Source organism: Mizugakiibacter sp., from assembly GCF_039680435.1.
Classification (GTDB): Bacteria; Pseudomonadota; Gammaproteobacteria; order Xanthomonadales; family Rhodanobacteraceae; genus Mizugakiibacter.
Genome location: NZ_JBDKSX010000080.1, coordinates 1 through 13,297 on the forward strand (window position 1 = coordinate 1; position 13,297 = coordinate 13,297).

General features: G+C 72.5%; 15 protein-coding genes and 1 pseudogene. All 16 read right to left on the reverse strand.

Annotated features, from left to right (window positions below; translation table 11 throughout):
- Positions 1–302: pseudogene (locus ABFC67_RS08445) on the reverse strand (flagellar biosynthesis protein FlhF); the annotation flags it as partial.
- Positions 303–350: 48 nt separating this feature from the next.
- Positions 351–2,441: a flagellar biosynthesis protein FlhA gene (gene flhA / locus ABFC67_RS08450; RefSeq protein ID WP_346737560.1), complete on the reverse strand. Its 2,091-nt coding sequence runs from the start codon at positions 2,439–2,441 to the stop codon at positions 351–353.
- A gap of 16 nt (positions 2,442–2,457) precedes the next feature.
- On the reverse strand, positions 2,458–3,597 hold the full coding sequence (gene flhB / locus ABFC67_RS08455; RefSeq protein ID WP_346737561.1) for a flagellar biosynthesis protein FlhB: 1,140 nt from the start codon (positions 3,595–3,597) through the stop codon (positions 2,458–2,460).
- A 3-nt stretch (positions 3,598–3,600) separates the two neighbouring features.
- A complete protein-coding gene (gene fliR, locus ABFC67_RS08460) occupies positions 3,601–4,380 on the reverse strand; it encodes a flagellar biosynthetic protein FliR (protein WP_346737562.1) in 780 nt (259 codons plus the stop codon).
- Between the two features lie 4 nt (positions 4,381–4,384).
- On the reverse strand, positions 4,385–4,654 hold the full coding sequence (fliQ, locus tag ABFC67_RS08465) for a flagellar biosynthesis protein FliQ (protein WP_346737563.1): 270 nt from the start codon (positions 4,652–4,654) through the stop codon (positions 4,385–4,387).
- 10 nt (positions 4,655–4,664) lie between these two features.
- Positions 4,665–5,393 carry a flagellar type III secretion system pore protein FliP gene (gene fliP / locus ABFC67_RS08470; RefSeq protein WP_346737564.1) on the reverse strand — a complete coding sequence of 243 codons (729 nt, stop codon included), beginning with the start codon at positions 5,391–5,393 and terminating at the stop codon, positions 4,665–4,667.
- Positions 5,390–5,824, reverse strand: coding sequence for a flagellar biosynthetic protein FliO (gene fliO, locus ABFC67_RS08475; protein WP_346737565.1), 435 nt, complete (start codon positions 5,822–5,824; stop codon positions 5,390–5,392). The genes fliP and fliO overlap by 4 nt, the downstream gene beginning before the upstream one ends.
- Positions 5,821–6,180, reverse strand: coding sequence for a flagellar motor switch protein FliN (fliN, locus tag ABFC67_RS08480; protein WP_346737566.1), 360 nt, complete (start codon positions 6,178–6,180; stop codon positions 5,821–5,823). The genes fliO and fliN overlap by 4 nt, the downstream gene beginning before the upstream one ends.
- The gene (fliM, locus tag ABFC67_RS08485) at positions 6,177–7,193 is read right to left on the reverse strand and encodes a flagellar motor switch protein FliM (RefSeq protein WP_346737567.1); all 1,017 of its coding nucleotides are present in this window, start codon (positions 7,191–7,193) and stop codon (positions 6,177–6,179) included. The genes fliN and fliM overlap by 4 nt, the downstream gene beginning before the upstream one ends.
- A gap of 14 nt (positions 7,194–7,207) precedes the next feature.
- Positions 7,208–7,717, reverse strand: a complete 510-nt coding sequence (locus ABFC67_RS08490) for a flagellar basal body-associated FliL family protein (protein ID WP_346737568.1) — start codon at positions 7,715–7,717, stop codon at positions 7,208–7,210.
- Between the two features lie 342 nt (positions 7,718–8,059).
- Complete coding sequence (locus ABFC67_RS08495; protein ID WP_346737569.1) at positions 8,060–9,127, reverse strand: flagellar hook-length control protein FliK; 1,068 nt, start codon at positions 9,125–9,127, stop codon at positions 8,060–8,062.
- Positions 9,128–9,594: 467 nt separating this feature from the next.
- Positions 9,595–10,035: a flagellar export protein FliJ gene (fliJ, locus tag ABFC67_RS08500; protein WP_346737570.1), complete on the reverse strand. Its 441-nt coding sequence runs from the start codon at positions 10,033–10,035 to the stop codon at positions 9,595–9,597.
- Complete coding sequence (gene fliI / locus ABFC67_RS08505; RefSeq protein ID WP_346737574.1) at positions 10,032–11,366, reverse strand: flagellar protein export ATPase FliI; 1,335 nt, start codon at positions 11,364–11,366, stop codon at positions 10,032–10,034. Before fliI ends, fliJ begins: the two co-directional genes overlap by 4 nt.
- A 41-nt stretch (positions 11,367–11,407) precedes the next feature.
- Positions 11,408–12,052 (reverse strand): FliH/SctL family protein, encoded by a 645-nt coding sequence (locus ABFC67_RS08510; protein WP_346737571.1) that lies wholly within the window; start codon positions 12,050–12,052, stop codon positions 11,408–11,410.
- 51 nt (positions 12,053–12,103) lie between these two features.
- Entirely contained in the window at positions 12,104–13,117 is a 1,014-nt protein-coding gene (fliG, locus tag ABFC67_RS08515; protein WP_346737572.1) for a flagellar motor switch protein FliG, read from the reverse strand.
- Positions 13,107–13,297: hypothetical protein (locus ABFC67_RS08520; RefSeq protein ID WP_346737573.1), on the reverse strand; the 191-nt coding region annotated here is incomplete at its 5' end. The genes ABFC67_RS08520 and fliG, both read right to left, overlap by 11 nt.

Here is a 13,297-nt window from a genome sequence, read left to right on the forward strand (position 1 = left end):
CCGACCTCGGGGGCGACGCGCGGCTGCGGTTGCGGCCGCCGCGGCGCGGGCGCCGCGGCGGGGGCGCCGTCGTCGTAGGCATGCGCGGGCGCCGGCGCATGCCTGGGCGGCGTCTCGATCTGCGCCTCGGCCTGCACCGCGGCCTCGCGGATCAGCGCCTCGTCGTAGTCGATCGCGGCGATGATCTCGATACCTTCGGCGAGGCGCCGCGAGGACAGGATCACCGCGTCGGGGCCCTGGTCGTCGCGCACCCGCTGCATGGCCTGCCGCATGTCCGCTGCCACGAATCGCTTGATCTTCATAATCCACTCCACCCTTCCGGTCCCTCCCCCGCCCCGCGGGAAAGGGAGTTATCTGCCCAGCGTCGCCACCAGCCGCACGCGCCGGTTGTCCGGCACCTCGTTGTAGGCCAGCACATGCAGGCCGGGCGCCGCGTGGCAGGTGAACCGCGCCAGCCACGACCGCAGTTGCGGCGCCGTCAGCAGCACGGCGGGCTCGCCCGCCATCTCCTGGCGACGCGCGGCGTCGGCGACGTTCTGCTGCAGACGCTCCGCCAGTCGCGGCTCGACGGCGGCACCTGCCGGGCCGCCGCCCGAGAGGCTCTGCAGCAAGATCTGTTCCAGCTCCGGAGCGAGCGTGACGACGGGCAATTCCGCGCCCAAACCGGCGATTTCCTGCACGATCTGCCGGCCCAGCGCGACGCGCACCGCGGCGGTGAGCGCGCCGGGATCCTGACTCTGCCCCGCGTGCTCCGCCAAGGATTCGACGATCGTGCGCAGGTTGCGGACCGGCACGCGTTCGGCCAGCAGGTTCTGCAGCACCTTGACCACCGCGCCGAGGCCGAGCCGCTTCGGCACCAGGTCCTCGACCAGCTTCGGCGCGCTCTGCGCCAGGCGGTCGAGCAACTGCTGCACTTCCTCGTGACCGAGCAGCTCGTGCGCGTGCGTCTGCAGGATCTGCGAGAGGTGCGTCGCCACCACCGTCGACGGATCGACGATGGTGTAGCCGAGGCTCTGCGCGTGGTCGCGCGCGCCCGGCTCGATCCACGACGCCTCCAGGCCGAACGCCGGATCCTTGGTCGGGATGCCGACCAGGGTGCCGTGCACGCGGCCGGGATTGATCGCCAGCAGGCGGTCGGTGAACACCTCGGCCTCGCCGACCGGCACGCCGAGCAGGGCGATGCGGTAGGCGTTCGGCGACAGGTCGAGGTTGTCGCGGATGTGCACCGCCGGCACCAGGAAGCCGAGTTCCTGCGACAGCTTCTTGCGCACCGCCTTGATGCGCCCCATCAGCTCGCCGCCCTGGTTGCGGTCGACCAGCGGGATCAGCCGGTAGCCGACCTCGAGGCCGATCACGTCGACCGCGGTGACGTCGTCCCAGCCCAGCTCGGCCGGCTCGCTCGGCGCGCTCGCGACCGCGGCCGCGTCGGCGGGCGCCTCCTCGAGCGGCGCCGCGCGGCGCTTGGCCAGCAGCCAGGCGCCGCCGACGCAGGCCGCGCCGAGCAGCAGGAACGCCACGTTCGGCATGCCCGGCACCACGCCCATCACGCCCAGCACCGCGCCGGCCACGGCCAGCGCCTTCGGCTGGCCGAACACCTGGCCGAGCACCTGCTTGCCCATGTCCTGCGAGCGCGACACGCGGGTGACGATCACCGCAGTGGCGATCGACAGCATCAGCGCCGGCACCTGCGCGACCAGGCCGTCGCCGATCGTCAGCAGGGTGTAGTTGTGCAGCGCGTCGGCCACCGACAGGCCGTGCTGCAGCACGCCGACGGCGAAGCCGCCGATGATGTTGATGAACAGGATCAGGATGCCGGCGGTGGCGTCGCCGCGCACGAACTTGCTGGCGCCGTCCATCGAGCCGTAGAAGTCGGCTTCCTCGCGCACCTCCTGGCGGCGCTCGCGCGCCTGCTCCTGGGTGAGCATGCCGGCGTTCAAGTCGGCGTCGATCGCCATCTGCTTGCCGGGCATGGCGTCGAGGGTGAAGCGCGCGGTCACCTCGGAGACGCGCGTCGCGCCCTTGGTCACCACCACGAAGTTGATGATGGTGAGAATCGCGAACACCACCAGGCCGACGGCGAAGTTGCCGCCGATCACGAATTCGCCGAACGCCTCGATCACCTTGCCGGCGGCGCCGGGGCCGCCGTGGCCGTGCATCAGCACCACGCGCGTGGAGGCGACGTTCAGCGCCAGGCGCAGCAGCGTGCCCATCAGCACCACGGTCGGGAACGCGGCGAAGTCGAGCGGCCGCAGCACGTACACCACCGCCAGCAGGATCACCAGCGACAGCGCGATGTTGAAGGTGAACAGCAGGTCGAGCATGAACGGCGGCAGCGGCAGCATCATCATCGCCAGCGCCACCAGCACCACCAGCGGCGCGCCGAGGCCGCGGCGCGCGGAGGTCTTGAAGGTATCGAACAGCGTTGCGGCGAGAGCGGCCATGGCGATTCAGTCCTGCTCAGCGTGGGTTCTGCGGGTCCAGCGCGGGATCGATCTCGGGCGACGGCGGCGGCGGCGCGGGTTCGCCGGCTGCGGTCGCGGCCTTCAGCCGGTACACGTAGGCCAGTACCTGGGCGACGGCGACGTACAGCGCGGCCGGAACCGGCGCGCCGAGATCGGTGGAGCGGAACAGCGCGCGCGCCAGCGGCGGCGCCTCGACGGTGGGCACGCGATGGCGCGCGGCGACGTCGCGGATCTGCGCGGCGACGAGATCGGCGCCCTTGGCGACCACCACCGGCGCGCGCATGCGCGCGTCGTCGTAGCGCAACGCGACCGCGTAGTGGGTGGGGTTGGTCACCACCACGTCGGCCTTGGGCACTTCCTGCATCATGCGCCGGCGCGCCATCTGCTGCTGCAGGTTGCGCACGCGGCCCTTGACCTCGGGGCTGCCCTCGGTCTCCTTGTATTCCTGCTTCAGCTCCTCGCGGCTCATGCGCATGCGCCGCGCGTAGTCGTAGAGCTGCCACGGCACGTCGACCGCGGCGATCAGCAGCAGCGATCCGGCCAGCGCCAGCGAGGCCCAGCCGACCAGGCCGAGCGCGCGCAGCACGCCCGGCCGCACCGGACCGGCGCCGGTGGCGAGCAGTTGCGGCGCCAGCTTCCACAGCAGCAGCGCGGTGACGCCGGCGGCGACGGCGAACTTGGCCAGCGCCTTGACCAGCTCGACCACGCCGCGCAGCGCGAAGATGCGGCCGAAGCCGGCGATCGGGTCGAGCCGCTCGAACTTGAAGCCGAGCGCTTCGCTGCTGAAGGTCCAGCCGCCCAGCGCCAGCGGCGCCAGCAGCGCGGCGCCGGCGGCCGCGCCCAGCACCGGCGCGGCCAGCTTCAGCGCGGCCAGCGCGGCGGCGCCCAGCGCCGCGGTCAGCGCCGCGGGTTCGAACAGCGCCTCGCGCGGAATGGCGAGGGCGCCGCGGAACAGCGCGACGAGCTGCGTGCCGATGCTCTCGCGCATCGCCAGCAGCGCGCCCAGCGCGGCCAGCGTCACCGCGGCGGAGGTGAAATCGCGCGAGCGCGGGATGTCGCCCTTCTCGCGCGCCTCGCGCAGGCGTTTTTCCGACGCCTGTTCGGTGCGTTCCTGGTCGTCGCGTTCGTCGGCCATCGCTCAGGGCCCCGCCGCCAGCAGGCCGCGCAGCAGCGCGAAACCGGCGTCGGTCAGCGACGCCACCGCGGACTGCAGCCCGCCCAGGCTCAGCCACACCACCACGAAGCCGAGCGACAGCGTCACCGGGAAGCCGACCGCGAACAGGTTCAGCGACGGCGCGGCGCGGCTCATCACGCCGAAGCCCATGTTGACCACCAGCAGCGCCGCTACCGCGGGCAGCGCCACCGTCAGCGCGCCCTCGAACAGTTGCGCGCCCCAGGCGACCAGCGCGTGCAGCGCGTCCGCGCCGAACGCGCTGCCGACCGGCAGCGTGCGGAAGCTGTCGGCGAGCAGCGCGATCAACCGCAGGTGGCCGTCCATCGCCAGGAACAGCAGCGTCGCCAGCAGCAGGTAGAACTGGCTCAGCATCGGCATCGAGGTGCCGCTCTGCGGATCGACCACCTCGCCGTAGGACAGGCCCATGGTCAGCGCGACGATCTGGCCGCCGAACGCGACCGCCTCCAGCACCAGCCGCAGCACGAAGCCGATCGCCGCGCCGATCAGCACCTGCTGCGCCATCGTCGCCATGCCGGCCGGCGCGAACGCCGAAGGCGCCTGCGCGGGCGCCGGCAGCGTCGGCGCGATCAGCAGCGCCAGCAGCAGCGCGAACGCCACGCGCACGCGCGCCGGGATGTTGCGCCCGCCCAGCGCCGGCGCGGTCAGCATCAGCCCGCCGACGCGGCCCAGCGGCCACGCCACGCGCTCGGCCCAGGCGACGAGGTCGGCCAGCTCGATCTGCATCGCGTCAGCCCACCATGCCCGGCAGGCCCTCGATCAGCTGGCGGGTGAAATCGACCAGCGTGCGCAGCATCCACGGCCCGGCGATCACCAGCACCAGCGCCAGCCCGACCAGCTTGGGGATGAAGCTGAGCGTCATCTCGTTGATCTGCGTGGCGGCCTGGAACATGCCGATCACCAGGCCGATCGCCAGCGCGGTCAACAGCAGCGGCGCCGCCAGCAGCATGGTCAGCACCAGCGCGTGGCGGCCGATCTCGATGACGGATTCCGGGGTCATCGGCGCGCCCTCAGTAGAAGCTCGCCGCCAGCGTGCCGACGATCAGCGTCCAGCCGTCGACCAGCACGAACAGCATGATCTTGAACGGCAGCGAGATCAGCATCGGCGAGACCATCATCATGCCCATCGACATCAGCACGCTGGCCACGACGAGGTCGATCACCAGGAACGGGATGAACAGCAGGAAGCCCATCTGGAACGCGGTCTTCAGCTCGCTGGTGACGAACGCCGGCACCACCACGGTCAGCGGCACGTCGTCCTTGGCGGCATAGCCGTCGCTGTGCGCCAGCCGGGCGAACAGTTGCAGGTCGGGCTCGCGGGTCTGGTCGAGCATGAAGCGGCGGAACGGCTGCACCGCGGCGTCGAACGCCTGCTGCTCGGCGAGCTTGCCGTCCATGTACGGCTGCACGCCGTTCTGCCAGGCGGTCGATAGCACCGGCGACATGATGAAGAAGGTGAGGAACAGCGCCAGCCCCAGCAGCACCTGGTTGGGCGGCGTCTGCGCGGTGCCCAGCGCCTGGCGCAGGAAGCCGAGCACGATGATGATGCGCGTGAACGAGGTCATCATCAGCAGGATCGCCGGCAGCAGCGTCAGCGCCGTCATCGCCAGCAGGATCTGCACGCTCAGCGTCCAGGTCTGGCCGCCGCCCGGCGCGGCGTTGACGGTGACCATCGGCAGGCCGGCGGCCAGCGCCGGCAGCGGCGCGAGCAGCAGCAGCGCCAGCAGTGCGCGCCTCATTGGCCGCTTCCGCGGCGCAGTTGCGCCAGCAGTTGCGCGAAGCCGGGCGCGGGCGCGGCCGTTGCGGCCGGTTCCGGCAGCGGCGCCTCCAGCACGTGCAGCGTGCTGACGCGGCCGGGGGCGACGCCGAGCAGCAGTTGGCGCTCGCCGACCTGCACCAGCAGCACGCGCTCCTTGACGCCGACGTTCAGGCTCTCGATGCAGCGCAGCCGGCGCGCGCCGGGGCGCGCGCCGCCCTGCAGGCGCCGCGTCAGCCAGCCGGCGACGAGGATCAGCACGACGACGCCGGCCAGGCTCAGCACCACGCGCAGCAGTTCGCCGGCCAGCGACGCGCCGGCCGCGGCCGGCGCCGCCGCGGTGGAGGCGGCAAGCGCCGGCCACGGGACGAGGGGGAGAGGGAGGAGGATCGCCCCGCGGCGCACGACGCTCACCGCAACTTGCGCACGCGCTCGGCCGGACTGATCACGTCGGTCAAGCGGATGCCGAATTTCTCGTTGATCACCACCACCTCGCCGTGCGCGACCAGGGTGCCGTTGACGAACACGTCGAGCGGTTCGCCGGCGGCGCGGTCGAGTTCGACCACCGAGCCCTGGTTCAACTGCAGCAGGTTGCGGATGCTGATGCGGGTGCGCCCGACCTCCATCGCCAGGGTCACCGGCACGTCCAGGATGACGTCGAGGTTGACCTCGCCACCGTCCTTGCCGCCGGTGTCCTGCAGGTCGTCGTACTGCACCTTGGCGTAGTCGCCGCCGTCGACGCCGGCGGCGCTGCCGTTGAGCTGGTTCATGCACGCTGCTCCTTGTTGATCTCGATGGCCTTGCGCTCGCGCCGGCGGATGGCGCTGTCGATGCGCACGGCGTTGCAGCCGGCGGCGGTACCGAGGCGGCCGCGCAGGCACGGCACGTCCTCGGCGAACATGGTCACCTGGTCCGGCAGGTCGATCGGAATGACGTCGCCGGGGCGCAGGCGCAGGAAGTCGCCGATGCTGATGCGGGTTTCCGCCAGCAGCGAACTGATGTCGAGCTCGGCGTCGAGGATTTCCTCGTGCAGCGCCTCGGTCCAGCGCTCGTCCTTCTCGCCGCGGTCGCTCTGCACGCCGGCGTCGAGCAGGTCGCGGATCGGCTCGACCATCGAGTACGGCATGGTCATGTGGATGTCGCCGCCGCCGCCGTCGAGTTCGATGTGGAAGCGCGACACCACCACCGTCTCGGTGGGGCTGACGATGTTGGCGAACTGCGGGTTGATCTCCGAGTTCATGAACTCGAAGTCCATCTTCATCACCGGCGCCCACGCCTCCACCATCGCCGCGAACACGTCCTGCAGCACGATCTGGATCACGCGGTTCTCGGTGGGCGTGAAGTCGCGGCCCTCGATCTTGACGCGGAAGCGGCCGTCGCCGCCGAAGAAGTTGTCGACCACGGTGAACACCAGGGTCGGCTCCAGCACCAGCAGCGCGGTGCCGCGCAGCGGCTTGGCGCGGATCAGGTTGAGGTTGGTCGGCACCGCCAGGCCGTGCACGTACTCGGAGAACTTCAGCATCTTCACGCCGAGCACCGACACCTCGCAGGTCTTGCGCAGCAGGTTGAACAGGCCGGTGCGGAAGTAGCGGCTGAAGCGGTCGTTGACCATCTCCAGCGTCGGCAGGCGCCCGCGCACGATGCGGTCCTGCTGGGTGAAGTCGAACGCGCGCACCGCGCCGTCTTCGGGCGGGGCGTCGCTCTCGGTCTCGACCTCGCCGCTGCTGACGCCGTTCAGCAGCGCGTCGATCTCGTCCTGGGAAAGAATGTCGTTGGCGGCCATGGCGCGCTCCGCGGCTACTGCATCACGAAGCTGGTGAAGTACACGGCTTCGATGCCGGGCTTGCCGGTGCGCTGGCGCACGATCTTCTGCAGCTCGGCGAGCGCCTGGCCGCGCAGCTTTTCCTTGCCGTCGCGCGAGCTGAGCGTCTTGTAGTCCTGGCTGGAGAACAGCAGCACCAGCGCGTTGCGCGCGACCGGATCCTCCGCCTTCAGCGCGTCCAGCGTCGCCTTGTCGCGCGCCATCACCTCGATGCCCACCTGCAGGAAGCGCAGCGCCTCGTCGTCGCGGAAGTTGACGATGAACGGCGGATCCAGCGCGAGGTACTGCGGCTCGGCGGCGACCTTCGCCTGCGCCGCCTTGCCCTTGGCGGCCGCCGGCGCGCGCCCGAACATGAACCAGGCGCCGGTTCCGGCACCCGCCAGCAGCAGCACGCCGAGCGCGACGATCAGCAGCAGCTTGCCGCGCTTCGGCGGCGGCGCTTCCGCCTCGGCGGCGACTTCGACGGTGTCCTCGACTGCGCTCATTGCTTCCTCGCTGCGATACGCGCGGACAACGCGTCCGCACCGCCATCGAAGCAAGCGGCATGCCACGCGATTTCGCCACGGATTTGCCGCGTGGCTTCAACGTGTTGGCGACGACGCCGCGCGCCGCAGTCGGAAATTTGACGGCGCGCGCGCGGGTGCGCGACGGAAGATTTTTCGGGCGCGGAACGGGGTTTCAGCGCGATGCGCGCCGGTGCCGGTCGCGGTCGCCTGCACGCGGGCTCCTGCAGCCCGCGCCGCAGGAGCCTGTGCTTTGTGGCAGGAGCCTGCGTGCAGGCGACCTGGCACGCGCCCCACCCTACGCGCGGGCGCAGGGCGCGGGCCTCAGGCGAAGTCGTCGATCAGGCCGGTGCCGAGGTGCACGCCGCGCGCGGAAGCCGCGGCCGGCGCATCGACGCCGTCGACCGCGTCCGCGCCGCGCTGCGCGCGCGCATCGCGCGGCTGGCCGCCGGACTGCTGCGCGTCGCGCTGCGATACCGAGGCCTGGCCGAGCGCGAGGCCGTGCTGGCCGAGCAGCGCGCCGAGCTGCGTCAGCGCTTCCTGCACCGCCTGCGCCGCGCCCGGGTGCTGCACGGCGAAGGCGACGTCGACGCGCGCGTGCTCGACGCGCACGTGCACTTCGACCTCGCCGAGATCCTGCGGATGCAGGCGGATGCGCGCCTGCTGCACGTCCTGTCCGGCCAGCCAGACCACGTGCTCGCCGAGGCCGTGGTTCCACGCCGGCGTGCCGGCGGGCTGCGCCAGCACCAGCGCGTGCGGCAGCGCAGGTGCCGCCGACGCGGGCGCCGCCGTGCCGGTGTGCGCGGCGAGCGTCGAGGCGAACGCCTGCGCCGACGGCGCATCGTCGTGCCGCGGCGGTTCCGCCGCGGGCGGCGCGTCGGCGCGGGCCGCGCGCGTCGCCGCCGCCACGGATGCGGCGTCGCCCGATGCGTCCTTCGCCCGCGCCGCGGACGCCGCCGCCGGCGCGGCCGGTGTTTGTGCGGCGTCGGTAGCGGCAGCGGCGGCGGAACCGGACGCGGTCGCGCCCGCGGCGGCAAGCGCCGGCAGGGCGCGGCCGGCGGCCGGCGTGGTCTTGCCGCCCGCGGTGGGCGGCGGTGCCATCGCGGCAGGCGCCGCGCCGCCCAGCAGCATCGCCATCAGCGCGGCGGCGAGCGCGCCCTGCTGCGAATCGCTGGCCGGGTCGATCGTGGACGCCGCGGCGCCCTCCGCCGGCGGCGGCGCGGCGGCGTCATCCGGCGCGCCCGCAGGCGTGGCGCGCGCATCGCTCGCCGCCGCCAGCAGCAGGCCGAAGCCGGAACGCGCGCCGGCCGTACCGTCGTCGGCAGCGCCGGCAGGCGTACCGGCGGCGTTCGGCGCGGGCGCGACGGGAATGGCGGGCGTCAAGGCAGGCATGGCGATCTACCGATGGGTTCGAGGTGACGACAGCAGCTTCCGTGCCAAGAATGCCGGGGATGCGACACCCACCCCGGTTCGATCTCCCGACGCGGTCGCAAAGCACGCGCCGCGCGCGTCCTCCTCTCCAACCTCTCGCCGCCAGGGAGAGGAAGAATCCCTTGCGGCGCGTGACGACGCGATCTCTCTCCCTCTCCGCAGGAACGGTTGCGCAGTGCCGGATCAACGGAAGCCTCGTGCAGTCCTTCGTGTCCCCCTCTCCCCAACGGGGTCGGGACGAGGGGGTGTCGTCCGCAGGACGGCCGCTTCCCGTGCTGCGCAGATGCAGCCGCGCGCGCTTCGCGCGCGTCCCCCTCACCCTGACCCTCCCCCGTTGGGAAGAGGGAAAAGCCCGGGCACACCACCCCGCTTCCGGCTTCCAGCTTCCAACCCCCCGACTCCCGATTTCCTACTCCGCACGTCTTCCCTCACCCCTCCGACCAAGGCTTCGCCGGCGGGCGCTGCGTGCGCTCGTCGGCCTGGGCCTGTTCGCTGCGCTCGTCGGCGCGCCGGTCGGCGTCCTGGAAGCGCTGCGCGACGCTGTCCAGCGCCTTGGCGCGGCTGCGCGCGGCCAGCCAGCGGATGCGTTCCTGCTCCAGCGCCTCGCGCTGGCGCTGCACCACGCTGCGCTGGTGTTCGATCGCCTCGTTGAGGCGCTGCAGGAACTGGCGGTGGTTGAGCAACTGGCGCACGTCGACGCCGCCGTGCATGGTGCCGGCGTACTCGTCGCGGAAGCATTCGAGTTCCTTCAACTGGGCCTCGCCGCTGGCCAGCAACTGCTGCTGCTCGGCGAGGCGGCGGCCGGCGCTGCCGGCACGCTCGCCGGCCAGCTCGGCGGCCTTGCCCATGCTGTCGGTGCGCCGGCTCACGCGGCGGCCCCGCCGGCATCGACCGCCGCGCCGAGCGCGGCGATGGCGTCGTCGAGCGCGGTCGGCTCGTCGACGTCCTGCTGCAGGAACGCGCTCAACTGCGGCCACAGCGCGATCGCCTCGTCGACGCGCGGATCGCTGCCCTTCTGGTAGGCGCCGACCGCGATCAGGTCGCGCTGCTGGCGGTACGCCGAATAGACCTGGCGGAAGCGCCGCGCGGCGTCGAGGTGCGGCTTGGCCACCACCGCCGGCATCACGCGGCTGATCGAGGCCTCGATGTCGATCGCCGGATAGTGGCCGGCCTCGGCGAGGTCGCGCGCCAGCACGATGTGGCCGTCGAGGATGGCGCGCGCGGCGTCGGCGATCGGGTCGTGGCGGTAGTCGTCGCCTTCGGTCAGCACGGTGTAGAACGCGGTGATCGAACCGCCGCCGTCGGCGCCGTTGCCGGCGCGCTCGACCAGCGCCGGCAGGCGCGCGAACACGCTGGGCGGATAACCCTTCGTCGCCGGCGGCTCGCCGATCGCCAGCGCGATCTCGCGCTGCGCCTGGGCGAAGCGGGTCAGCGAATCCATCAGCAGCAGCACCTTCAGGCCGCGGTCGCGGAAATGCTCGGCGATCGCGGTGGCGAGCTGCGCGCCGCGCAGGCGGCTGAGCGGCGGGCTGTCGGCGGGCGCGGCCACCACCACCGCGCGGCGGCGGCCGGCGACGCCGAGGATGTGATCGACGAATTCCTTCACCTCGCGGCCGCGCTCGCCGATCAGGCCGACCACGATCACGTCGGCGTCGGTGAAGCGCGTCATCATGCCGAGCAGGGTCGACTTGCCGACGCCGGAGCCGGCGAACAGGCCCATGCGCTGGCCGCGGCCGACGGTCAGCAGCGCGTTGATCGCGCGCACGCCGACGTCCAGCGGCTCGTCGATCGGATGGCGCGCCATCGGGTTGATCGGCGCGCCGTTCAGGCGCGCGTGCTCGCTGCAACGCAGCGGGCCGCGACCGTCCAGCGGCGTGCCGCCGGCGTCGATCACGCGGCCGAGCAGCGCGTCGCCGACCGGCACTTCGGAGGCCGCGTCGCAGGGCGTCACGCGCGCGTTCGGCAGGATGCCGTGCATCTCGCCGGTCGGCATCAGGAACAGCCGGTCGCCGGCGAAGCCGACCACCTCGGTTTCGATGCGCGCGCCGTCGGCGCCGTCGACCAGACAGCGCCCGCCCAGCGGCGCCTCGCAGCCGACCGCCTCCAAGGTCAGGCCGACCACGCGGCGCAGCACGCCCTCGGCGAGCAGCGGCCGCGGCCGCTCGGCCGCCTCGCGGCGCAGCGCGAGGCGTTCGCGCAGCCGCGCCGCGCGCGCGTCCTGCAGGCGGGCCAGGCGGGCGCTCACGCGTCCGTCTCCGGCGCGGCGGCTTCGAGGTCGCCGCTGCGGCCTTCGCCCAGCACCGCGCCGATCACCGCGCCGAGGCGCGTCTCGATGCGCGCGTCGACGCGCGAAGCCTCGTCGACCGCGCGGCAGCCGCCGCGGGTCAGCAGCGGATCCTCGACGATCTCCCAGGCGCGCCCGCTCTCCGGCGCGGCCAGGTGCTCGCGCACCAGGCGCGCGTCGTCGGGATGCAGGTGCACGCGCACGTGCCGGGTCGTCGACGGCAGCGCGGCCAGCGCCGCGCGCACCACGCCGATCACCTCGTCCGGGTGCTGGCGCAGCTCGCGCCGCACCAGTTGGCGCGCGATCGCTATCGCCAGTTGGCTCAGCTCGCGCTCGGCCGCCTCGTCGAGGTGCGCGAACGCGGGCGCCAGGCCGTCCAGCAGCGCCTCCAATTCGCGCACGCGCGCCTCCTGCTCGCGGCGCGCGACGGCGCGGCCTTCCTCGAGGCCGCGCGCGTAGCCTTCCGCGCGCGCTTCCTCCTCGATGCTCTCCAGCTTGCGCAGGGTCTGCGGCGCCTGCGCGCGCGCCCGGCCCACCTCGGGCAGCTCCCACAGCCGCGCCGCGTCGACCTGCTCGCCGGACAGCACGCCGCCGACGCTCATGGCACCGCGCCCGCGGTCGCCCGCGCCGCGGCGCGTTCGGCGCGGCGCCGCTTACACATAGTCTTCGCCGCCGCCGCCGAGGCTGATCTGGCCGGCATCGGCCAGCCGCCGCGCCACCGCGAGGATCTCCTTCTGCGCGGCATCGACCTCGCTCAGCTTGACCGGGCCCTTCACCTCGAGGTCGTCGCGCAGCATGTCGGCGGCGCGCTTGGACATGTTGGCGAAGATCTTCTCGCGCACGCCCGGCTCGCTACCCTTCAGCGCGATCACCAGGCGCTCGGTGGAGATATCGCGCAGCAGCGTCTGCATGCTGCGGTCGTCCAGCGCGGCGAGGTCGTCGAACACGAACATCAGCTCCTGGATGCGCTGGCCGAGGTTGGCGTCGACCTTGTTGATCACCTCCATCAGCTCGTTCTCGCGCGCAGTCTCCATCGCGTTGAGGATGTTGGCCGCGGCCTTGTGCCCGCCCACGGTCGAGGACTTGAACTTGGTGGTGTTGCCGGAGAACTGCTTCTCCATGATCTCGTCCAGCTCGTGCAGCGCGTGCGGCTGGATGCCGTCGAGGGTGGCGATGCGCATGACCACGTCGGCGCGCACGCGCTGCGGCAGGAAGTTGAGCACCTCCGCCGCCTGGTCGGCGTCGAGGTGCGCGAGCACGATGGCGACGATCTGCGGATGCTCCTGGCCGATCATCTCGGCCACCGCGCGGCTCTCCATCCACTTCAGCGATTCCAGGCCCTTGGTGCTGCGCCCGAGCAGGATGCGGTCGATCAGGCTGGAGGCCTTGTCCTCGCCGAGCGCGTTGACCAGGATCTTGCGGATGTATTCCTCGGTGCCGACGCCGATCGAGGTCTGCTGCTCGACGGTGCGGGTGAAGTTGTCGAGCACGGCGTCGGCCTGCTCGCGCGAGACGTTCTTCAGCGCCGCCATCGCGGTACCGACGTTCTGTACGTCGCGCGCGCCGAGGTGCTTCAGCACCTCGACCGCGTCCTGCTCGCCCAGCGTCAGCAGCAGCACCGCCGCACGCTGCGCGCCGTTGAGCTTGCTCAGATGATCAGCCGCCATCCTCGGCCACCCAGCTCTTCACCACTTGCGCCACCTGCTTCGGGTCCTGGCTGACCATGCGCTTGGCCAGCGTCACTTTCTGGTCGTAGTCCAACTGCGCCTGCGCAGCCGGCGTGGCCGCGCCCAGGCTGAGCCGGTCCGGCGCCGGCTCGTCGGCGCCGGCCGCCGCGGGCAGCGCCG